Genomic DNA, 20379 nt, shown 5'->3' on the forward strand with positions numbered 1-20379 from the left:
GCAGTGCCTCCCGTCAAAAACCTCGGCAATACCTGAGTTTTGTCATTTAACATCCATTACCGTGACTGTTCGGCCACAAAGTGAACGCGCCGACTTGACAACCGAGGCGTTTGATACGTATGTTTCAAACGTTCGTTTGTTAGGCAGAGAGCCATGGCCCAGTCGGAAACCGTTGAACGCATTCTTGATGCTGCAGAGCAGTTGTTTGCAGAGAAAGGCTTTGCCGAAACGTCATTGCGTCTTATCACCAGCAAGGCGTCGGTCAATCTGGCTGCAGTGAATTATCACTTCGGCTCGAAGAAGGCGTTGATTCAGGCCGTGTTCTCGCGTTTTCTGGGACCGTTCTGCATCAGTCTCGATCGCGAGCTGGAACGTCGCCAGGCAAAACCCGAACACAAGCCAAGCCTTGAGGAACTGCTGGAGATTCTCGTCGAGCAGGCGCTTGTGGTGCAGCCGCGCAGCGGTAACGACCTGTCGATCTTCATGCGCCTTCTGGGGCTTGCGTTCAGTCAGAGCCAGGGCCACCTGCGTCGCTACCTCGAAGACATGTACGGCAAGGTGTTCCGTCGCTACATGACGCTGGTCAACGAAGCCGCGCCGCGCATTCCACCCATCGAGCTGTTCTGGCGCGTGCACTTCATGCTCGGCGCTGCGGCGTTCAGCATGTCCGGTATCAAGGCCCTGCGCGCCATTGCCGAGACCGATTTCGGCGTCAATACCTCCATCGAGCAGGTCATGCGCCTGATGGTGCCGTTTCTGGCCGCCGGCATGCGCGCCGACACCGGGGTCAGCGACCCTGCGATGATCGCCGCCCAGCTCAGGCCGCGGACCAAGAGCAGCACCAGCGCGCCTGCGGTCGCCAAGGCCTGAAGCTTCTGCCCTGAGTCACGCTGTACCGGCGTGTCGGATTGCGTCGGGCTTCAGGATCAAGCACCATGCCCGGATTGTGAACGAGCACTGCTGTGTAAGGGTTTTCTATGAGTTCTGGCCTGCAAGGCTCCCTGATGGTCGATGTCGCCGGCACCTGGCTGACCAGCGAAGACCGTCAGTTTTTGCGTCAGCCCGAAGTGGGCGGTTTGATCATCTTTGCCCGAAACATCGAGCATCCCCGTCAGGTTCGTGAATTGAGCGCCGCGATTCGTGCCGTGCGCCCGGACCTGCTGCTGGCCGTCGATCAGGAGGGCGGGAGGGTGCAGCGCCTGCGTGAGGGCTTCGTACGCCTGCCGCCGATGCGCGCCATCGCCGACAAGCCTGACGCCGAGCTTCTGGCTGAGCAGTGTGGCTGGCTGATGGCGACCGAAGTGCTGGCGGTCGGACTGGACCTGAGCTTCGCTCCGGTACTGGACCTCGACTACCAGCGCAGCGCTGTGGTCGGCACGCGTTCGTTCGAAGGCGATCCGCAGCGGGCGGCGTTGCTGGCAGGGGCGTTCATTCGTGGGATGAACGCTGCGGGCATGGCTGCCACCGGCAAGCATTTTCCCGGCCACGGCTGGGCTGAAGCCGATTCTCATGTGGCTATCCCGAATGACGAGCGTAGCCTGGAAGAGATCCGCGCCAGTGATCTGGTGCCGTTTGCTCGTCTGAGTCAGCAGCTGGCTGCAGTGATGCCAGCGCATGTCATTTACCCGAAAGTCGATTCGCAGCCCGCAGGCTTTTCAAGGCGCTGGTTGCAGGACATTCTGCGCGACGAACTGCAATTTGACGGTGTTATTTTCAGCGATGACCTGTCGATGGCCGGGGCTCATGTCGTCGGTGATGCGGCCAGCCGTATCGAGGCAGCGCTGACAGCCGGATGCGACATGGGCCTGGTGTGTAACGACCGGGCGGCCGCAGAGCTTGCGCTGGGCGCTGCACAGCGCCTGAAGGTCAAGCCTTCGCCACGTATCGCGCGTATGCGCGGTCAGGCGTCGGCCAGCACCGACTATCGGCAACACCCGCGCTGGCAGGCCGCGCTCCAGGCTCTGCGCGCTGCTCAACTGATCGATTAAGGATTTGCGATGACTGTTTACGCGATTATTGGCGGTACTGGCCTGACCCAGCTCGAGGGCCTGAATATTCGGCAATCCCTGCCGATGAACACCCCTTATGGCGCACCGTCCGGCGAAATCCAGATCGGCGACTATGCCGGTCGTGAAGTGATGTTTCTGGCGCGCCACGGCCACCCGCACCGCTTGCCGCCGCATCAGGTTAACTACCGGGCCAATATCTGGGCACTCAAGCAGGCAGGTGCCGAAGCGATTCTTGCGGTCAACGCAGTCGGTGGCATTCATCCGGCCATGGGCACCGGGCATTTCTGTGTGCCGCATGATCTGGTCGACTACACCAGCGGTCGTCAGCACACCTTCTTTGCCGATGATCTGGAAGAGGTCACGCACATCGACTTCAGCTATCCGTACAGCGAACCGCTGCGTGCTCGGCTGATTGCGGCGTTGGCGGCAGAGGGATGCGCGTTCTCCGATCGGGGCGTCTATGCCTGTACCCAGGGACCGCGTCTGGAGACTGTTGCCGAAATCATTCGCCTGGAGCGTGATGGTTGCGACATAGTCGGCATGACTGGCATGCCCGAAGCCGCCTTGGCGCGTGAACTGGAGCTTGAATACGCCTGCCTGGCGCTGGTGGTCAATCCGGCAGCGGGCAAATCGACGACTGTCATTACCATGGCGGAAATCGAACAGGCCCTGCGCGAGGGGATGGGCAAGGTGAAGGCTACGCTTGCCCGGGTTCTTTCGGCGTCCTGAGTTACAGCATGCGCTTGAGGGTATCGTCCTTGCGCACCAGGTGGTGCCAGAGCGCAGCGATCACATGCAGACCAATGACATAGTAAAAGATCGAGCCCAGCAACTTGTGCACGTCTTCGAACGTTTCGGCCAGGTGGTCCGAGGTGGCCAGCGGCCAGGGAATCTGCAGGTCGGTGAGGGGGATGGGCAGTGCGCCTTTCTCCACCATCACCGTCAGCAGGCCCAGTAACGGCTGAGCAAACAGGAACGCATACAGCGCGTAATGGGTCAGGGTTGCGACGATGCGCAACGCACCTTCAAGCGGCGGTGTAATGCCGGGTGGACGATGACGTCGACGCTCGGCGGCACGGAAAAACGCCATGATCAGAATCAGAATGCCGACCCAGTAATGGCTCTGCACGACCAGCAAACGGTATTCCGAGCCCTTGCTGAACTGGGTGCGGCTCAGAATCAGGGTGTACGCCAGCACGATCAGAATGGCCATTGACCAGTGCAGCCACCTGGCCCGGGCGGTGTAGCGTTGAGAAGTCGATGCATCCACGGTTTGATTCCTTGTCTCTTTGTTTGCAGGTCTGGTGCACAGCTTAGGCTGTCGATCGGGCGCCTGCGTTTCATGATGGCCTGATTTTTTTCACGTGCCTCTCCGGCCACTAAATATGGCAAATACACAGCACGTGAAATACGCGACGGAACCTGTGCCCACGGGTGGCTTCATATGCCGTGAATATTCACCCGGGAGCAAGTCTTGACCAGTGCCAATCCGCCTGTCGGCCCAGCAACACCAGTGTCCGCCAGTGTTTCATTGAATGTACTGACCATGAACATGCACATGGGCTTTGGCATTTTCAATCGCCGCTTCATTCTGCCGGAGTTGCGTGAAGCTGTGCGCACTGTATCGGCCGATATCGTGTTTCTTCAGGAAGTGCACGGCGAACAACAGAGCCATGCGCGCAAGGTCAAGGACTGGCCGACGATTTCGCAGTACGAGTTTCTGGCCGACAGCATGTGGAGTGATTTTGCCTACGGCCGCAACGCGGTGTACCCGGATGGCGATCATGGCAACGCGTTGCTGTCCAAATACCCGATCATCCAGCATGAAAACCTCGATATTTCCATTCATGGCACCGAGCAGCGCGGCTTGTTGCACTGCATTCTCGAGGTGCCACACGCCGGCCGGGTGCATGCGGTCTGTGTGCACCTGGGGCTGCGTGAAAACCATCGGCGTCAGCAGCTCAAACTGCTTAACGAGCTGATGGCACGTATTCCCGAGGGCGAGCCGGTGATCGTTGCCGGTGACTTCAACGACTGGCGCCGGCGCGCCGATGCATCGCTGCAGGGCAGCGGGCTGCATGAGGTTTTCGTCGAGCGCTTCGGGGCACCGGCCAAAAGCTTTCCGGCCCGTTGGCCCTTGCTCTGCCTGGACCGGATCTATGTCCGCAATGCGACGTCGCACCGGCCGAAAGTGTTGTCCAGCCGGCCGTGGTCCCACCTTTCCGATCATGCACCGCTGGCGGTGGAGTTGACCTTATGAGCGACACGACAGGGCAGTGGCGTGACGGCAACTCGGTAGAGTTGCTGATCAATGGCGAGGATTTCTACGCCCGGGTATTCGAGTGCATACGTGCCGCGCGCAAAGAGGTGCTGATCGAGACCTTCATCATCTTTGAAGACCGAATCGGCGAAAGTTTGCAACAGGCGTTGCTCGAAGCCGCCGCAAATGGCGCGAAGGTGGTCGTCACGGTGGACGACTATGGCACTTCGGACCTGAGTTCGACGTTTGTCAGAACCATGATCGACGCCGGCATCCAGATTCAGTTGTTCGATCCGCGCCCGCGGTTCATGGGCATGCGCACCAACCTGTTCCGCCGCCTGCACCGCAAGGTGGTGGTGATCGACGGCGAACTGGGTTTCATCGGCGGCATCAACTACAGCGTCGATCATATGACCGACACCGGGGTGACGGCCAAGCAGGACTACGCCGTTCTGGTCCGCGGGCCGATTGTTGGCGATATTCACCACAGCGCGTTGAATATGCTCAGCAAGGTCGTTCGTGACAAATTGCCACCCATTGAACTCAAGCTGGACCGCGCCGGTGACGCCAGCATGCTGCTCGCCGAGCGCGATAATGACGAGCACAGCACCGATATCGAAGAGCAGTACCTCGAGGCGATTCGCGCTGCGAAGCAACGCATCACCCTGGCCAATGCATATTTTTACCCCAGCTACCGCTTTCTGCGTGAGCTGCGTAATGCCTCACGGCGGGGCGTCAAGGTCACCCTGATTCTGCAGGGGCAGCCCGACATGCCGTTCGTGCGGGTCTGCTCGCGACTGACCTATACCTATCTGCTGCGCGATGGCGTGGCCATTCACGAATACAAGCAACGTGCATTGCACGGCAAGGTCGCGTTGATCGACCAGGACTGGTCCACCGTGGGCTCCAGCAATCTCGACCCGCTGAGCCTCGCGCTGAACCTGGAAGCCAACCTGTTCATTCGTGATCGCGCGCTCAATGAGCATCTGCAAAATCATCTGATGGAGCTTGCCGCCGCGCACAGCAAGCAAATGAGCCTCAAGGGGGCGGCACGTGGCCAGTGGTGGCGTGCGCCGATGATCGTATTGAGTTTCTTTTTCCTGCGCCGTTTCCCGGCCATTGCCGGTTTGTTTCCGGTTCACGGTGTGCGCCTCAAGCCCCTGCGTGCCGGTGATGTAGTGCCCGAAGCGAAAGTGATCGAACAGCAGCAGAACAACCATCCGATGGACCAGGAGAAAACCCTATGACCCAAGCCACGCAGGCAGCGCCGCACAGTGCGCAGGGAACCAAGTGGAAGTGGGCAAAGCGGGTGTTCAACCTGTTTTTCTTCATCGCCGTCCCGGTTCTGCTGTTTATGCTGGTCAAGAAGCTTGACTGGCAAGAGGTGAAACAGGCGTTGGCGTCCTACAAGGCCAGCACCTTGGCCATCGCGGCGGCGGTGGCTTTTGCCAGCTACGCGACCTACTGCGGCTTTGACGTGTTGGCGCGCTATTACACCCGGCACAAGTTGTCGATCAAGCAGATCGTGCCGGTGACGTTTGTCTGCTACGCGTTCAACCTCAATCTCAGTTCCTGGGTCGGCGGCATCGCCTTGCGTTACCGCCTGTATTCGCGACTGGGGCTGGACGTTTCGACCATCACGCGGATTCTCAGCCTGAGCCTGATTACCAACTGGCTGGGCTACATGCTGCTGGCCGGTTTTGTGTTTTCGATGCGTTTTCTGGAGTTGCCCAAGGAGTGGTCGATCGGCACCACAACCCTGCAACTGATCGGCTTCGGACTGTTGGCCGTGTGTTTTGCGTACCTGCTGGCCTGCCGGTTTTCGAAGAAACGCTCATGGACCATCCGTGATCAGGAATTCAATCTGCCATCGATGAAGCAGGCGCTGATGCAGGCCAGTCTGGGCGCTCTGAACTGGTCGTTGATGGCTGCGGTAATTTACACCCTGCTGCCGGACAAGGCGTTTTATCCGGCGATTCTCGGTGTGTTGCTGATCAGCAGCATCGCCGGGGTGATCACTCACATTCCAGCAGGCCTCGGCGTGCTCGAGACTGTGTTTATCACCTTGCTGGCGCACCAGTTTTCCAAGGGCAGCCTGCTCGCAGCGTTGATCGGTTACCGCGCGATCTACTTCCTGCTGCCGCTGCTGCTGGCGCTGGTGGTGTATCTGGTGCTGGAAAAACGCGCGAAGAAAATGGGCGAGAAGAACCAGCAGCGCATGGGCGAGGAAGCCAAATCCTGAGGGCTCTGCCCTCAGTCATCAAACCCGACCTGCTCGTGTATTTCATCGACCTTGAGCTCCAGGCGATACGCCACGGCAATGAAGAGCGCCTGGCACAGGCATAGCGTGGCGCTCAGCGAGCGGAAGGCGAACGAGCTGCCCTCGTTGACCAGCAACACCGAGTTGGCGCGCTTGGCCAGCGGCGACAGGTTGCTGTCGGTGATGATCAGCGTCTTGGCCTGATGATGCTGGGCAATGCGCAGGCAGTGCTGGGTCTCCTTGCCATAGGGCGTGAAGCTGATGGCAATCACCAGGTCATTGGCGCGCACACTGCGCATTTGCTCGCGATAGCTGCCACCCAGGCCAGAGATCAGGTGAATGCGCTTGTTGGTGTGTTGCAGGTTGTAGACCAGATAATCAGCCACCGCGAACGAGCGGCGCACGCCCACCACATAGATATTGTCGGCGTTGACCACCAGGTCCACGGCTTTTTCGAATTCATCGTCATCCAGTTCGACACTCAGGCGTTCCAGGCCAGAGAGGGTGGCGCTGACGCATTCGCGTGCCAGATCGCCTGCGTTGGCTTTCTGTGACTTGTTGGCGATCAGGCTGCGGATACGCTGCTGGTAGTTCTGCACCGGCGTGGTCTTGTGCGTATAAGCCTCGCGAAATAACGCCTGCATCTCGCTGAAGCCACTGAAGCCGAAGCGCTGGGAAAATCGCACGATGGCCGAAGGGTGGACTTCGCACTCGCGGGCGATGTCGCTGATCCGGTCAACCATGATCCGGTCGCTCTGCTGGCTCATATAGCTGGCGATCCGCTTGAGCTGACGTGGCAGTCCCTCGTATTCATCAGTGATCAGTCGCAACAAGCCTTCGGCACTGTTCGGCGGCATGTCGACGCTCGTCCCGGGCAAAGTGGACTGATCGGTGCTGGTCATATTCACATCCTATCTGCTTGTTCTTTTTCAGGGCAACTTCGTGCACAGCACGACCGTTGTGGGCCTGACGGTGGAGGCTGCCTTGGGGCAGGAGCGACGACTATATCCTACCCGCCTGTGCAGCGTGCCAGCACTTGAGTGGCGGTATGGAAAAAATATTCCAATAAAAATAATTATAGAAAAAATATTGATTGATGCGCGCTTACGTTTTACGCTGCATTCACAAAGCAGCGTGTACACATGATGCAGGCGCTGCAGGCTGATAAAAATAACAGGAGCCACCATGGGCCAGACACGCTTTGCCACTGGGCGTCAGTTGGATCTGATTTGCCTCGGACGCCTGGGCGTCGACCTTTATGCACAACAAGTGGGCGCGCGGCTGGAAGACGTTTCCAGTTTCGCCAAGTACCTGGGCGGCTCGTCGGCCAATATCGCCTTCGGCACGGCCAGGCTCGGGCTCAGGTCGGCCATGCTCAGCAGGGTCGGCGATGATCACATGGGCCGCTTTCTGGTCGAATCCCTGGCCCGCGAAGGCTGTGATGTCAGCGCCATCAAGCGCGACCCCGAGCGCCTGACGGCGATGGTGCTGCTGGGGCTGAAGGATCGTGAAACCTTCCCCTTGGTGTTCTACCGTGAAAACTGCGCTGACATGGCCCTGCGCGCCGAGGACATCGACGAGCAGCAGATTGCCTCGAGCAAGGCGCTGCTGATCACCGGCACGCATTTCTCCACTGATCAGGTGTTCAAGGCCAGCAGCCAGGCGCTCGACTATGCCGAGAAGCATGACGTCAAACGCGTGCTGGATATCGACTACCGCCCGGTGCTCTGGGGGCTGGCAGGCAAGGCCGACGGCGAGACCCGGTTCGTTGCCGATCAGAAGGTCAGCCAGCATGTGCAGCGCATCCTGCCGCGTTTCGACCTGATCGTCGGCACTGAAGAAGAATTTCAGATTGCCGGCGGTTCGACCGATTTGCTCGCTGCCCTGCGCAAGGTGCGTGAACTGACGGCCGCAACGCTGGTGGTCAAGCTCGGCCCGCAAGGCTGCACGGTGATTCACGGGGCCATTCCTGCGCGGCTGGAAGAGGGCGCCATCTACCCCGGCGTGCAGGTCGAAGTGCTCAACGTGCTCGGTGCGGGCGATGCGTTCATGTCCGGTTTTCTCAGCGGCTGGCTCAAGGAGGCCAGCGACGAACGCTGCTGCCAGCTGGCCAATGCCTGTGGCGGGCTGGTGGTGTCGCGGCACGCCTGTGCGCCCGCCATGCCGACCCCGGCCGAACTCGATTACCTGTTCAACAGCCCTGAACCCATTACTCGCCCTGATCAGGATGTCGCCCTGCAACGGCTGCATCAGGTCAGCGTGCCGCGCAAGCAGTGGCGACAGTTGTTCATCTTCGCCTTCGATCATCGCGGCCAGTTGGTCGAACTGGCGCAACAGGCCGGGCGTGATCTTCGCAGCATCAGCCAGCTCAAGCAGCTGTTCGTGCAGGCGGTCGAGCGGGTCGAAGCCGACCTGCGCAAGCGCGGCATCGAAGCCGATGTCGGTCTGCTTGCCGACCAGCGCTTCGGTCAGGATTCACTCAACGCGGCGACCGGTCGCGGCTGGTGGGTAGCGCGTCCGGTGGAAGTGCAGGGTTCAAGGCCGCTGGCCTTCGAGCACGGTCGCTCCATCGGCAGCAATCTGCTCGCCTGGCCGCAAGAGCAGATCATCAAGTGCCTGGTGCAATATCACCCCGATGACGAGCCGATGTTGCGCCTGGAGCAGGAAGCGCAGATCAAGGCGCTCTACGACGCTTCGAAAGTCAGCGGCCATGAGTTGCTGCTGGAAATCATCCCGCCCAAGGATCACCCGTCGCCTCATCCGGACGTGATGCTTCGCTCGCTGAAGCGTTTGTACAATCTGGGCATCTACCCTGCGTGGTGGAAGATCGAGGCGCAGAGCGCGCAGGTCTGGCAGCAACTGGACGAACTGATCCAGCAACGCGATCCGTATTGCCGCGGCGTGGTGCTGCTCGGGCTCAATGCACCGGTCGAGGACCTCGCCGCCGGCTTTGCCGAAGCACGCCACAGCCGCGTCTGCCAGGGCTTTGCCGTCGGCCGGACAATATTCCGTGAGCCAAGCCGGGCCTGGATGGCCGGCGAAATAGACGATGCGACGCTGATCAGTCGGGTGCAGAGCACCTTTAACTGGTTGATCGAATCCTGGCGCGAAAGCCGCGCCTGATCGGTTCCGGGTTTCGACGTCACGACAACAACGTCGCTATAACAACAAAAAAGGTGCAGCCATGCCCGTTTCGACTTCCACACCCAGGATCCGCATCGGCATCAATCCGATCTCCTGGAGCAACGATGATTTGCCGGCCCTTGGCGGAGAAACCCCGCTGAGCACGGCGCTGAGCGAAGGCAAAGCCATTGGCTACGAGGGCTTCGAGCTCAACGGCAAGTTTCCGAAAGATGCCAAGGGCGTCGGTGATGTATTGCGGCCCCATGATCTGGCGCTGGTGTCCGGCTGGTATTCCAGCCGCCTGGCGCGGCGTTCGGTGGCCGAGGAAATCGAAGCCATCACTGCGCATGTGCAACTGCTCGCCGAAAATGGCGCTTCGGTGCTGGTGTATGGCGAGGTGGCCGACTCGATTCAGGGGCAGCGTATTCCGCTGGTCGAACGACCGCGTTTTCACACCGATGCCGCCTGGCATGAGTACGCCGAAAAATTGACCGAGCTGGCGCGTTTCACCCTGTCCCGGGGCGTGCGTCTGGCGTATCACCATCATATGGGCGCTTACGTCGAGTCGCCGCAGGATATAGACCGGCTGATGGCGCTGACCGGCGAGGAAGTCGGACTGCTGTTCGATTCCGGGCATTGCTACATGGGCGGTGGCGAACCTCTTCAGGTGTTGAGCAAGCACATCCAGCGCATCTGCCATGTGCATTTCAAGGACGTGCGCAAGCCGGTGGTGCAACTGGCGCGCAACAATCTGTGGAGCTTTCCGGACTGCATCATCAACGGCACTTTCACGGTGCCGGGCGATGGCGACATCGACTTCTCGGCGCTGCTCAAGGTGTTACTGCAGGCCGATTACAACGGCTGGCTGGTGGTCGAGGCCGAACAGGACCCAGCCGTAGCGCCGAGTTATGTCTACGCCAAAAAAGGCTATGACACGCTGCGCCAACTGCTGGCCGATGCACGATAAGGAGGACTCAAGCATGAATCTGCTGACCAAGAGTAAATCCACTGGCCGCGACGTCGTAGCGCTGGCCCCCGGTTCGCTGGAATACGTGAACTTCGCCGCCTACCGCCTGGAGTCCGGAGAAACCCTGCCACTGAGCGCAGGAGAAAACGAGCTGTGCGTGGTCCTGCTGACCGGGCACGCCAGCGTCAGTGGCGAAGCGCCGGGGCAGGGCGCTTTCAACTGGGAAAACATCGGCGACCGACAATCGGTATTCGAGGAAAAATCGCCATTCGCAGTCTACCTGCCGCCGCATAGCCAGGCGCAGTTTGTCGCGCGTGGCGCGGTGCAGCTTGCCGTATGCACGGCGCCGGGCGATGCCGGCAAACATTTTCCGGCACGCTTGATCATGCCGGGCAGCATGAAGCGCAGCGTACGCGGCAAGGGCGCCAATACCCGTTATGTGTGCGACATATTGCCGGACAGTGAAGCGGCGCATTCGCTGCTGGTGGTCGAGGTGCGTACACCTTCCGGGCATTCCTCCAGTTACCCGCCGCACAAGCATGACCGGGACAACCTGCCGCACGAGAGCTTCCTCGAAGAAACCTACTACCACCAGGTCAACCCGCCGCAGGGCTTCGTTTTCCAGCGGGTGTACACCGACGACCGCAGCATCGATCAGGCCATGGCCGTGGAAAACAATGACCTGGTGACCGTGCCCAAGGGCTACCACCCGGTCTCCGTCCCCTATGGCTACGAATCCTGGTACCTGAACGTAATGGCCGGCCCGACGCGCGCCTGGCAGTTCCACAACGATCCGCAGCACAGCTGGCTGCTGGATCTCTGATTTCCCATTTTTGTTCTGGAGGCATGAGATGAACGAGTCACCGGTAATCGGCCACTACATCAACGGACACCTGGACACGGGCGAGGGCGAGCGTTACAGCGATGTCTTCAACCCGGCAATCGGCACGGTCCAGGCGCGTGTTGCGCTGGCCAGCGTGAAGACCGTGGATGAAGCGGTTGCGGCGGCCAAGGCGGCGTTTCCGGCCTGGTCCGAGCAGTCCTCGTTGCGCCGTGCGCGGGTGATGTTCAAGTTCAAGGAACTGCTGGATCATCACCACGACGAACTGGCGCAGATCATTTGCCGCGAGCACGGCAAGGTGTTGTCCGACGCACGCGGCGAGGTGGTGCGCGGTATCGAGATCGTCGAATTTGCCTGCGGTGCTCCCAGCCTGTTGAAGAGCGATTTCAGCGACAACATCGGCGGCGGTATCGATAACTGGAACCTGCGTCAGCCACTGGGCGTCTGCGCCGGGGTCACGCCGTTCAACTTTCCGGTCATGGTGCCCTTGTGGATGATCCCCATGGCGTTGGTGACCGGCAACTGCTTCATCCTCAAACCTTCCGAACGCGATCCGTCGGCCAGCCTGCTGATGGCGCGCCTGCTCAAGGAAGCCGGTCTGCCCGATGGCGTCTTCAATGTGGTGCAGGGCGACAAGGTGGCGGTCGATGCATTGCTACAGCACCCTGACATCGAGGCCATTTCCTTTGTCGGCTCGACCCCGATCGCTGAATACATCCATCAGCAAGGCACTGCCCACGGCAAGCGCGTGCAGGCGCTGGGCGGGGCCAAGAACCATATGATCGTGATGCCCGACGCTGATCTGGATCAGGCCGCCGACGCCTTGATCGGGGCGGCTTATGGCTCGGCAGGGGAGCGCTGCATGGCGATCTCGATTGCCGTGGTGGTTGGCGATGTCGGCCAGCGTCTTATCGACAAGCTGCTGCCGCGCATCGACCAGCTCAAGGTCGGCAACGGCATGCAGGCCGATTCGGACATGGGGCCGCTGGTCACCGCCGTGCACAAGGCCAAGGTCGAGGGTTTCATCGATCAGGGCGTCAAAGAGGGCGCCAGGCTGCTCGTCGATGGGCGCAACTTCAAGGTGCCGGGTGCCGAGCAGGGCTTTTTCGTCGGCGCGACGCTGTTCGACCACGTCACGCCGCAGATGCAGATATACAAGGAAGAAATCTTCGGCCCGGTGCTGGGCATCGTCCACGTCGCGGATTTTGCCAGCGCTGTGGCGCTGATCAACGCACACGAGTTCGGCAATGGTGTGTCGTGCTTCACCAGCGATGGCGGCGTGGCCCGCGCGTTCGCTCGCAGCATCAAGGTCGGCATGGTCGGCATTAACGTGCCGATCCCGGTACCCATGGCCTGGCATTCGTTTGGCGGCTGGAAGCGGTCGCTGTTTGGCGATCACCATGCCTATGGCGAAGAAGGCCTGCGTTTTTACAGCCGCTACAAAAGCGTCATGCAGCGCTGGCCGGACAGCATCGCCAAAGGCCCCGAGTTCAGTATGCCGACTGCCAAATAGTCTTCATCAATGGAATGTTTGCGGAGAATAAGAACAATGAACCACCCTCTGCGTTTCGCCCTTAATCGAATGGTCGCGCCGCGCCTGTCTCTGGAAAGTTTCGTCGACCTGGCGGTTGAGCTGGGTGCCGATGCTATCGAGATTCGCAACGACCTTAAGGGCATCGAGATCGAAGACGGCACTGCCCCCGAGGTCGTCCGTGATCTTTGTGCTGCCAGGGGGGTAGAGGTGTTGTCCATCAACGCCCTGTACCCGTTCGATGTGTGGAACCAGGAGCGCGCTGCTCAAGCGACCAAGCTGGCGCAGTACGCCCGCGACTGCGGTGCCCGCGGTCTGGTGCTGTGCCCGCTCAATGACCGTGCCGACCCGCGCAACGGTGCGCAGCGCGCTGCGGGATTACGCACCGCATTGACGGCCTTGGCCCCGATTCTTCGCGAGCACGGAATTCTCGGCTTCGTCGAACCCCTCGGCTTTGAGGAGTGCTCGCTGCGACTCAAGCGTCAAGCGGTGGATGCGATCAAAGCTGTCGGCGGGCTGGATGTTTACCGACTGGTTCACGATACCTTTCACCACCATCTGGCCGGCGAGGTCGAGCTGTTCCCGGAGCTGACCGGGTTGGTACATATCTCCGGTGTCGAGGATGCGCAGACACCGCTCAACAGCATTCGCGATGGTCATCGCGTGCTGGTCGGCGAAGGCGACATTCTGGGTAATGCGTCGCAGATCGAGCGCTTGCTGGACAGCGGCTATGAGGGGCATCTGTCGTTCGAACCGTTTGCTGAAAGCGTTCACGTGCTGGATGACATTCCTCAGGCAATAGCGGCAAGCATGACGCATTTGTCACGAGCCGTTTCGCAGCGTCACTGACTTCAGCCGTCAGGCCGGCTTAAACCCTGGCCACCTCAAACAAGAACAAGGTGCGAACATGAGTACAACCCGACTGACCATGGCCCAGGCCCTGGTGAAGTTTCTCGATAACCAGTACGTCGAAGTCGACGGCGTACAGAGCAAATTCGTCGCCGGCATTTTCACCATTTTCGGGCATGGCAACGTGCTGGGGCTTGGGCAGGCGCTGGAGCAGGACAGCGGCGACCTGGTGGTCCATCAGGGCCGTAACGAGCAGGGCATGTGCCACGCCGCCATCGCTTTTGCCAAGCAGCACCTGCGTCGCAAGATCTACGCGTGCAGTTCATCGGTCGGCCCTGGCGCGGCGAACATGGTCACCGCTGCGGCAACGGCCTCGGCCAACCGCATCCCGTTGCTGCTGTTGCCGGGCGATGTCTACGCCAGCCGCCAGCCCGATCCGGTGCTGCAGCAGATCGAGCAGTTTCACGACCTGAGTATCAGCACCAACGACGCGTTCAAGGCGGTGAGCAAATACTGGGACCGCATCAACCGGCCCGAGCAGTTGATGAGCGCAGCGCTCAATGCCATGCGCGTACTGACCGACCCGGCCGACACGGGCGCCGTTACCCTGGCGCTGCCTCAGGATGTGCAGGCTGAAGCCTACGACTACCCGGACAGCTTCCTGCAAAAGCGTGTGCACCGTATCGACCGGCGTCCGCCAAGCAAGGCCATGCTTGACGACGCATTGAGGCTATTGGCCGACAAGCGCAAGCCGTTGCTGATCTGCGGCGGCGGGGTGCGTTACTCCGGCGCGGCGGATGCCTTGCAAGCCTTTGCCGAGCGCTTCGATATCCCGTTCGCCGAAACTCAGGCCGGCAAAAGTGCCATCGTTTCGGCGCACCCGTTGAACATGGGCGGCATCGGCGAAACCGGCACGCTGGCGGCCAATCGGCTGGCCAAAGAGGCTGACCTGATCATCGGCGTAGGCACCCGTTACAGCGATTTCACCACCGCGTCGAAATGGCTGTTCCAGAACCCGGATGTGCAGTTTCTCAACCTCAATGTCGGTGCCTTTGATGTGCAGAAACTGGACGGCGTGCAGGTCCTGGCCGATGCGCAGATGGCATTGCAGGCGCTGACCGAAAGCCTCCAGGCCTGCGGTTATCGTGCGGCCTGGGGCGATGCACCGCGATCGGCACGTGCCGAGCTGGATGCCGAGGTGGATCGCCTGTACGCGGTCGAGTACCAACGTGAGGATTTTGTCCCGGAAATCAACGATCACCTGGACCCTGCCGTGCTGCGCGATTTCATCGAGCTGACGGGTTCGTGTCTGACTCAGAGTGGTGTATTGGGCATCCTCAACCAGAGCCTGCCTGCCGATGCGGTGATCGTTGCAGCAGCGGGCAGCTTGCCGGGTGATCTGCAGCGCGCCTGGCGCAGTATCGGAGTCGACACCTATCACGTCGAATACGGTTATTCGTGCATGGGTTATGAGGTCAACGCCGCACTGGGCGTGAAGCTCGCAGCGCCGCACCGCGAAGTCTTTGCGCTGGTCGGCGATGGCTCTTACATGATGCTCCATTCGGAACTGGCCACCTCGATCCAGGAGCGGCGCAAGATCAACGTGGTGCTGCTGGACAACATGACTTTCGGCTGCATCAACAATCTGCAGATGGAGCACGGCATGAACAGCTTCGGCACCGAGTTCCGTTTCCGCAATCCGGAAACCGGCAAGCTCGACGGTGACTTTGTGCCAGTGGATTTCGCCATGAGTGCTGCCGCCTATGGCTGCAAGACCTACAAGGTGAGTACTGCCGAACAACTGCGCCAGGCGCTCGCCGATGCGCAACGTCAGACCGTGTCGACGCTGATCGACATCAAGGTCCTGCCCAAGACGATGATCCACAAATACCTGTCGTGGTGGCGTGTCGGGGTTGCCGAAGTGTCGACCACCGGCACTACCGCTCAGGTGTATGAAAAGCTCAATCGCGAGCTGCTCAAGGCTCGTCAGTACTGATCACTTTTATCGTTCAGCGCCCGTGATCCGTTCACGGGTACATCCAATAACAAAAAAGGAACATGAAAATGGCATTGAAACTCGGCGTGATCGGTACAGGCGCAATCGGTCAGGATCATATCCGGCGTTGCAGCAAGACGCTGGTCGGCAGTCAGGTGGTGGCCGTCACCGACATCAATCTCGAACAGGCAGCGAAGGTGGTGCGCGATCTGGACCTCGGCGCCGAAGTGTATGCCGACGGGCACGCATTGATCGCCGCGCCGGATGTCGAGGCGGTCCTGGTCTGCTCCTGGGGCCCCAGTCACGAAGAATATGTGCTGGCAGCCATCGCTGCGGGCAAGCCGGTGTTCTGCGAAAAGCCGCTGGCAGTCACTGCCGAAGGCTGCCGGCACATTGTCGAAGCCGAGATCGCCAGTGGCAGGCGTCTGGTACAGGTGGGGTTCATGCGCCCTTATGACCAGGGCTATCGCGCGCTCAAGGCAGTGATCGACAGCGGCCGGATCGGCGAGCCGCTGATGCTCCACTGCGCGCACCGCAACCCGAGTGTGGGCGAGAATTACAAGACCGACATGGCCATCACCGATACGCTCATTCACGAACTCAACGTACTGCGCTGGCTGCTCGACGATGACTACGTGTCGGTGCAGGTGGTATTCCCGCGCAAGACCAGCAAGGCCCTGGCGCACCTGAAGGACCCGCAGATCGTGATGCTGGAAACGGTCAAGGGCACACGCATCGACGTCGAAGTATTCGTCAATTGCCAGTATGGCTACGACATCCAGTGTGAAGTCGTCGGCGAGACGGGTATTGCCAGACTGCCGGAGCCCTCTCAGGTCCAGTTGCGCAGCGAGGCGAAGCTGTCCAACGCGATTCTGATGGACTGGAAAGACCGCTTCATCGCTGCTTACGACGTCGAGTTGCAGGACTTCATCGACGGCGTCAAAGCGGGGACTCTCTACGGCCCTTCGGCCTGGGACGGATATGCCGCCGCTGTGGCCGCCGATGCCTGCGTGCTGGCGCAGAACACGGGCGCAGTCGTGCCGATCACCCTCGCCATGCGTCCGGTGTTCTATAGCTGACCATCCTGCGTTTAACCAGTACATCTCTTGAAAGGAATAAAAGGAGGCATCATGCGTATTGCACTGGACCCTTACATGTATCGCCATCTGTCTCTGGGGGCGATGGTCGATAAAACCGCGGAGCTGGGCTATGACTATATCGAGCTGTCGCCGCGTGAAGATTTCATGCCATTTTACAAATACCCGCGGGTGGATCGGGCGCGGATCAGGGAGTTTCGCAAAGCCCTGAGTGATGCCGGGGTGAAACTCTCCTCGTTGCTGCCGCTGTACCACTGGGCTGCGCCAGATGAAGACCTGCGTATTGCAGCGGTTCGCAACTGGAAACGTGCCATTCAGGTCGCCGTTGAGATGGACTGCGACCTTATGAATACCGAGTTCAGCGGGCAGTCCGACCATGCGCTGGTCTGTGAAAACCAGTTCATGAAATCCATGGATGAATTGATGCCGCATTTCGAGCGTGAAGGTATAAAGCTCGATATTCAGGCGCACCCCTACGATTTCTGCGAGCGCAACAACGAGTCGGTGGATATTATTCGCGGGCTCGATCGGGACTGGATCAACTACCTGTACGCGGCACCACACACTTTCTTCTACGACGATGGCGTTGGTGATATCGCTTCGATGCTGCGCTATGCCGGCGACAAGCTCACGCATCTGATCATTGCCGACACCTATAATCACCGGGCTTCTTCCAACCTGCGCTACATCGTCAACCCGCCCGGCGTGACGGCGACGGTGCATCAGCACCTGGACATCGGCCAGGGCGAGGTGAACTGGGAGGCGTTCTTCTCGACGTTGCGGGACATCAAGTTCGACGGCATTGCCACAGTGGCGGTATTTGCCTGGGAGGAACGCGCAGATGAATCGAGCCGATTCATGCTGGAGCGGGTCAAAAGCGAGCTGCTCCGTTGAAACGGCGGCATCAACTACACAACCGACGGCTGCGGCCATGAGGTTCATGGACTACAGGAGACATGCATGCGAGCAGGGCTGGTGGGCTATGGCAAAGGCGGGCGTTACTTTCATGCGACGCTGATTTCAAGTTTGCCGGGTGCCACGTTTGTGGGTGTGGTAACCCGTTCACCCGAGCGCAAACAGGAAGTGGCCAAAGACCATCCCGGCGTGGCGACCTTCGATACGCTGGTCGATCTGGTCGCTGCCGGGGTTGATGTGGTGGTGATTTCCACACCGCTGGCCTCGCGCCGAGCGTTGATCCTCGAAGCGATAGAACTGGGTGTCGGAGTGGTCAGCGACAAGCCCTTCGCCAGTGATGCAGCGCAGGCACGCGAGCTGGTGGACGCGGCCGAGCGCCGTGGCGTACTGCTCAGCGTTTATCAGAACCGCCGCTGGGATTCGGACTTCCTCACCGTGCGCAAATTGCTCGACAGTGAGGCTCTGGGCGCGGTTAGCCGGTTCGAGTCCAGCATCGAGCGTTATTCGCCACGGTCTGTCGGCAAAGCCAGCGGCGGTGGCGTGCTGCGTGATCTGGGCAGTCATCTGCTGGATCAGGCGCTGGTGCTGTTCGGGCCGGTCGAACGGGTGTATGCCGAATTGCAATTCGCTGCGCCGCAAGACGAACTGGACCACACGTTCTTCGTTTCCCTGAGGCATGCCAGCGGCGTGACTTCACACCTGTCCGGCAGTTGCCTGCAAAACAGTGCCAAACCGCGTTTCAGGGTCAGTGGGGCGAAGGGCTGTTACAGCGTGGACGGGCTGGACGGCCAGGAAGAGGCCGCCTTTGCCGGGCTCACGCCAAAGTCCGAGGGCGAGCGCTGGGGTGTCGAGGAGCATCGGCGCTGGGGCTGGTTCGAGCAGGGTGAGCATCGCGAGCGTGTACCCTCGGAGCGCGGTTGCTGGCTTGAGTTCTACCGCCAGTTACAAAGCGCCATTGACGAGCGGGGCAGTAATCCGGTCAATCCACACGATGCGATAGCCTCTGCGCAGGTCATGGATGCCGCGCGCCTGAGCGCTAGAGAGGGGCGGGTCGTAGTGCTGTAGCCATCGCGCACTGCAGCGCATCCAGCAGCCCGTTATCGAAGAGAGCCTGACGCTTGCCATGCGTCAGGCTCTGTCGTTTCTGCAACCGCACAAAATGAAATGGAATAAAATTCTAAAATCAGTTGAATTGGAAAATATTTTCCAATAGAGTCGTTTTCAGGTTACCGACGATCGAATCACTCGCGTTTTGAAGGTTTTTCAGATCACGAGAAGCAAGCCCGACAAAAACAAAACAAAAGATAGGTACTGTCGATGAAAACCCCTACCTCTGGCGTCACCGCCAAGTGTTCTGCCACCCCGTCATTCTGGATCCGGACCCTGGAGCGATTTCTCACCGTCGTCGCCCGGGGCCTGTGCGTGCGCCACAAGGATGCGCAACTGTTCTGCATCCCCGGTGCTACCGGGATCCGCCTGTCACGCTGATTTGCTGCATCCACACAACAACAAGAATTTGGAGACAGATCCTCATGAAGACCAAGATTGCTTTGACCTCGTTGGCGATGGCGCTGATGCTGGGCAGCGGTGCAGCGTTGGCCGATATCAAGATCGGTGTGTCCATGTCGCAGTTCGATGACACCTGGCTGACCTACCTGCGTGACGATATGAGTGCCAAGGCCAAGGTCATGTCCACGACCGAGAAAGTGGACCTGCAGTTCGTCGATGCCCGCGCGGACGTCAACAAGCAGCTCGATCAGGTCAAGGACCTGATCAACAAGAAAGTCGACGCGCTGATCGTCAACCCGGTCGACACTGCCGCCACTGCGCGGATCACCAAGGAAGCGGTCGCCGCCGGTATCCCGCTGGTCTACGTCAACCGCCGCCCGGACGATCCGAAGCTGCCAGCAGGCGTCGCCACCGTGACGTCGGATGACATGGAGGCCGGTCGACTTCAGGCGCAATACATCGCTGACAAGATGGACCACAAGGGCAGTGTCATGATTTTGCTGGGTGACCTGGCCAACAACTCCACGCAAAACCGCACCAAGGGCGTCAAGGAGGTGTTGGCCAAGTACCCGGACATCAAGATAGACCAGGAGCAGACGGGTACCTACCTGCGCCAGAAGGGCATGGACCTGACCAACGACTGGCTCACTCAAGGGCGCAAATTCAATGCGGTGCTGGCCAACAACGATGAAATGGCCATTGGTGCGGCGATGGCGCTGAAGCAGGCAGGCGTCGGCAAGGGCAGCGTTTTCGTCGCCGGTGTCGACGGTACGCCAGACGGACTGAACGCCGTGACCAAGGGCGATCTGGCCGTATCGGTCTATCAGGACGCGAAAGGGCAGGCCGACGGGGCGATAGATGCCGCGGTGAAACTGGCCAGGAAGGAAAAGGTCGAGCCCCAGGCGATCATCATTCCCTATCGCCTGATCACCCCTGAAAACGTCGCCACTTTCAAATAACAACGATCGTCAGGCCCGGCAGGGCACGCAAATGCTCTGCCGCAGCCTGCCGCTTGAGGAGTT

19 protein-coding genes are annotated in these 20379 nt (G+C 60.1%); 17 read left to right on the plus strand and 2 right to left on the minus strand.

Features of this window, described 5'->3' with window-relative positions; all coding sequences use genetic code 11:
- Positions 1-153 precede the first annotated feature (153 nt).
- From psrA to JOE34_RS15520, 3 genes are all read left to right on the plus strand, one after another.
- Positions 154-870: a transcriptional regulator PsrA gene (gene psrA / locus JOE34_RS15510; RefSeq protein ID WP_003315795.1), complete on the plus strand. Its 717-nt coding sequence runs from the start codon at positions 154-156 to the stop codon at positions 868-870.
- A gap of 107 nt (positions 871-977) precedes the next feature.
- Positions 978-1988, plus strand: coding sequence for a beta-N-acetylhexosaminidase (gene nagZ, locus JOE34_RS15515; RefSeq protein ID WP_024649380.1), 1011 nt, complete (start codon positions 978-980; stop codon positions 1986-1988).
- A 9-nt stretch (positions 1989-1997) separates the two neighbouring features.
- Positions 1998-2738 (plus strand): S-methyl-5'-thioinosine phosphorylase, encoded by a 741-nt coding sequence (locus tag JOE34_RS15520; protein WP_003391630.1) that lies wholly within the window; start codon positions 1998-2000, stop codon positions 2736-2738.
- Between the two features lies 1 nt (position 2739).
- Here the strand turns inward: JOE34_RS15520 and JOE34_RS15525 are convergent, their stop codons facing one another.
- Positions 2740-3279: a cytochrome b gene (locus tag JOE34_RS15525; RefSeq protein ID WP_004417189.1), complete on the minus strand. Its 540-nt coding sequence runs from the start codon at positions 3277-3279 to the stop codon at positions 2740-2742.
- 204 nt (positions 3280-3483) lie between these two features.
- On the opposite strand from JOE34_RS15525, the gene JOE34_RS15530 reads away from it, so the two are divergent.
- The 3 genes from JOE34_RS15530 to JOE34_RS15540 are packed head-to-tail and all read left to right on the plus strand — an operon-like array spanning position 3484 to position 6511.
- Positions 3484-4269: an endonuclease/exonuclease/phosphatase family protein gene (locus JOE34_RS15530; protein ID WP_057407479.1), complete on the plus strand. Its 786-nt coding sequence runs from the start codon at positions 3484-3486 to the stop codon at positions 4267-4269.
- Positions 4266-5516 (plus strand): cardiolipin synthase ClsB, encoded by a 1251-nt coding sequence (clsB, locus tag JOE34_RS15535; RefSeq protein WP_003391637.1) that lies wholly within the window; start codon positions 4266-4268, stop codon positions 5514-5516. Before JOE34_RS15530 ends, clsB begins: the two co-directional genes overlap by 4 nt.
- Entirely contained in the window at positions 5513-6511 is a 999-nt protein-coding gene (locus tag JOE34_RS15540; RefSeq protein ID WP_003391639.1) for a lysylphosphatidylglycerol synthase domain-containing protein, read from the plus strand. The genes clsB and JOE34_RS15540 overlap by 4 nt, the downstream gene beginning before the upstream one ends.
- 11 nt (positions 6512-6522) lie before the next feature.
- Here JOE34_RS15540 and JOE34_RS15545 read toward each other — a convergent pair whose 3' ends face one another.
- Positions 6523-7431 (minus strand): MurR/RpiR family transcriptional regulator, encoded by a 909-nt coding sequence (locus tag JOE34_RS15545; RefSeq protein WP_010425114.1) that lies wholly within the window; start codon positions 7429-7431, stop codon positions 6523-6525.
- Positions 7432-7714: 283 nt separating this feature from the next.
- On the opposite strand from JOE34_RS15545, the gene iolC reads away from it, so the two are divergent.
- From iolC to JOE34_RS15600, 11 genes are all read left to right on the plus strand, one after another.
- Positions 7715-9652, plus strand: a complete 1938-nt coding sequence (gene iolC, locus JOE34_RS15550; protein ID WP_024664507.1) for a 5-dehydro-2-deoxygluconokinase — start codon at positions 7715-7717, stop codon at positions 9650-9652.
- A gap of 61 nt (positions 9653-9713) precedes the next feature.
- A complete protein-coding gene (gene iolE, locus JOE34_RS15555) occupies positions 9714-10619 on the plus strand; it encodes a myo-inosose-2 dehydratase (protein WP_024664506.1) in 906 nt (301 codons plus the stop codon).
- 13 nt (positions 10620-10632) lie between these two features.
- Positions 10633-11442, plus strand: a complete 810-nt coding sequence (gene iolB, locus JOE34_RS15560; protein WP_003348011.1) for a 5-deoxy-glucuronate isomerase — start codon at positions 10633-10635, stop codon at positions 11440-11442.
- A gap of 28 nt (positions 11443-11470) precedes the next feature.
- On the plus strand, positions 11471-12973 hold the full coding sequence (locus JOE34_RS15565) for a CoA-acylating methylmalonate-semialdehyde dehydrogenase (RefSeq protein WP_004417196.1): 1503 nt from the start codon (positions 11471-11473) through the stop codon (positions 12971-12973).
- A gap of 36 nt (positions 12974-13009) precedes the next feature.
- Positions 13010-13840, plus strand: a complete 831-nt coding sequence (locus JOE34_RS15570) for a TIM barrel protein (RefSeq protein WP_003391654.1) — start codon at positions 13010-13012, stop codon at positions 13838-13840.
- Positions 13841-13898: 58 nt separating this feature from the next.
- Entirely contained in the window at positions 13899-15836 is a 1938-nt protein-coding gene (iolD, locus tag JOE34_RS15575) for a 3D-(3,5/4)-trihydroxycyclohexane-1,2-dione acylhydrolase (decyclizing) (RefSeq protein ID WP_209996039.1), read from the plus strand.
- Between the two features lie 68 nt (positions 15837-15904).
- On the plus strand, positions 15905-16915 hold the full coding sequence (locus tag JOE34_RS15580; RefSeq protein WP_003391656.1) for a Gfo/Idh/MocA family oxidoreductase: 1011 nt from the start codon (positions 15905-15907) through the stop codon (positions 16913-16915).
- 51 nt (positions 16916-16966) lie between these two features.
- Complete coding sequence (locus JOE34_RS15585; RefSeq protein ID WP_003349149.1) at positions 16967-17827, plus strand: sugar phosphate isomerase/epimerase family protein; 861 nt, start codon at positions 16967-16969, stop codon at positions 17825-17827.
- 66 nt (positions 17828-17893) lie between these two features.
- Positions 17894-18913, plus strand: coding sequence for a Gfo/Idh/MocA family oxidoreductase (locus tag JOE34_RS15590; protein WP_024662808.1), 1020 nt, complete (start codon positions 17894-17896; stop codon positions 18911-18913).
- A gap of 252 nt (positions 18914-19165) precedes the next feature.
- Positions 19166-19336: a hypothetical protein gene (locus tag JOE34_RS15595; protein WP_154232728.1), complete on the plus strand. Its 171-nt coding sequence runs from the start codon at positions 19166-19168 to the stop codon at positions 19334-19336.
- Positions 19337-19380: 44 nt separating this feature from the next.
- On the plus strand, positions 19381-20316 hold the full coding sequence (locus tag JOE34_RS15600) for a sugar ABC transporter substrate-binding protein (protein WP_010425089.1): 936 nt from the start codon (positions 19381-19383) through the stop codon (positions 20314-20316).
- Positions 20317-20379: the final 63 nt, after the last annotated feature.

It is taken from the genome of Pseudomonas sp. PvP028 (assembly GCF_017832255.1).
Lineage (GTDB): Bacteria > Pseudomonadota > Gammaproteobacteria > Pseudomonadales > Pseudomonadaceae > Aquipseudomonas > Aquipseudomonas syringae.

Coding starts and splice junctions, on each gene's coding strand:
- JOE34_RS15580 (WP_003391656.1), top strand. CDS start 15,905: ATGGCATTGAAACTCGGCGTGATCGGTACAGGCGCAATCGGTCAGGAT.
- clsB (WP_003391637.1), top strand. CDS start 4,266: ATGAGCGACACGACAGGGCAGTGGCGTGACGGCAACTCGGTAGAGTTG.
- JOE34_RS15570 (WP_003391654.1), top strand. CDS start 13,010: ATGAACCACCCTCTGCGTTTCGCCCTTAATCGAATGGTCGCGCCGCGC.
- iolD (WP_209996039.1), top strand. CDS start 13,899: ATGAGTACAACCCGACTGACCATGGCCCAGGCCCTGGTGAAGTTTCTC.
- nagZ (WP_024649380.1), top strand. CDS start 978: ATGAGTTCTGGCCTGCAAGGCTCCCTGATGGTCGATGTCGCCGGCACC.
- JOE34_RS15585 (WP_003349149.1), top strand. CDS start 16,967: ATGCGTATTGCACTGGACCCTTACATGTATCGCCATCTGTCTCTGGGG.
- JOE34_RS15545 (WP_010425114.1), bottom strand. CDS start 7,431: ATGACCAGCACCGATCAGTCCACTTTGCCCGGGACGAGCGTCGACATG.
- iolE (WP_024664506.1), top strand. CDS start 9,714: ATGCCCGTTTCGACTTCCACACCCAGGATCCGCATCGGCATCAATCCG.
- JOE34_RS15565 (WP_004417196.1), top strand. CDS start 11,471: ATGAACGAGTCACCGGTAATCGGCCACTACATCAACGGACACCTGGAC.
- JOE34_RS15540 (WP_003391639.1), top strand. CDS start 5,513: ATGACCCAAGCCACGCAGGCAGCGCCGCACAGTGCGCAGGGAACCAAG.
- JOE34_RS15520 (WP_003391630.1), top strand. CDS start 1,998: ATGACTGTTTACGCGATTATTGGCGGTACTGGCCTGACCCAGCTCGAG.
- psrA (WP_003315795.1), top strand. CDS start 154: ATGGCCCAGTCGGAAACCGTTGAACGCATTCTTGATGCTGCAGAGCAG.
- iolB (WP_003348011.1), top strand. CDS start 10,633: ATGAATCTGCTGACCAAGAGTAAATCCACTGGCCGCGACGTCGTAGCG.
- JOE34_RS15590 (WP_024662808.1), top strand. CDS start 17,894: ATGCGAGCAGGGCTGGTGGGCTATGGCAAAGGCGGGCGTTACTTTCAT.
- JOE34_RS15600 (WP_010425089.1), top strand. CDS start 19,381: ATGAAGACCAAGATTGCTTTGACCTCGTTGGCGATGGCGCTGATGCTG.
- JOE34_RS15595 (WP_154232728.1), top strand. CDS start 19,166: ATGAAAACCCCTACCTCTGGCGTCACCGCCAAGTGTTCTGCCACCCCG.
- iolC (WP_024664507.1), top strand. CDS start 7,715: ATGGGCCAGACACGCTTTGCCACTGGGCGTCAGTTGGATCTGATTTGC.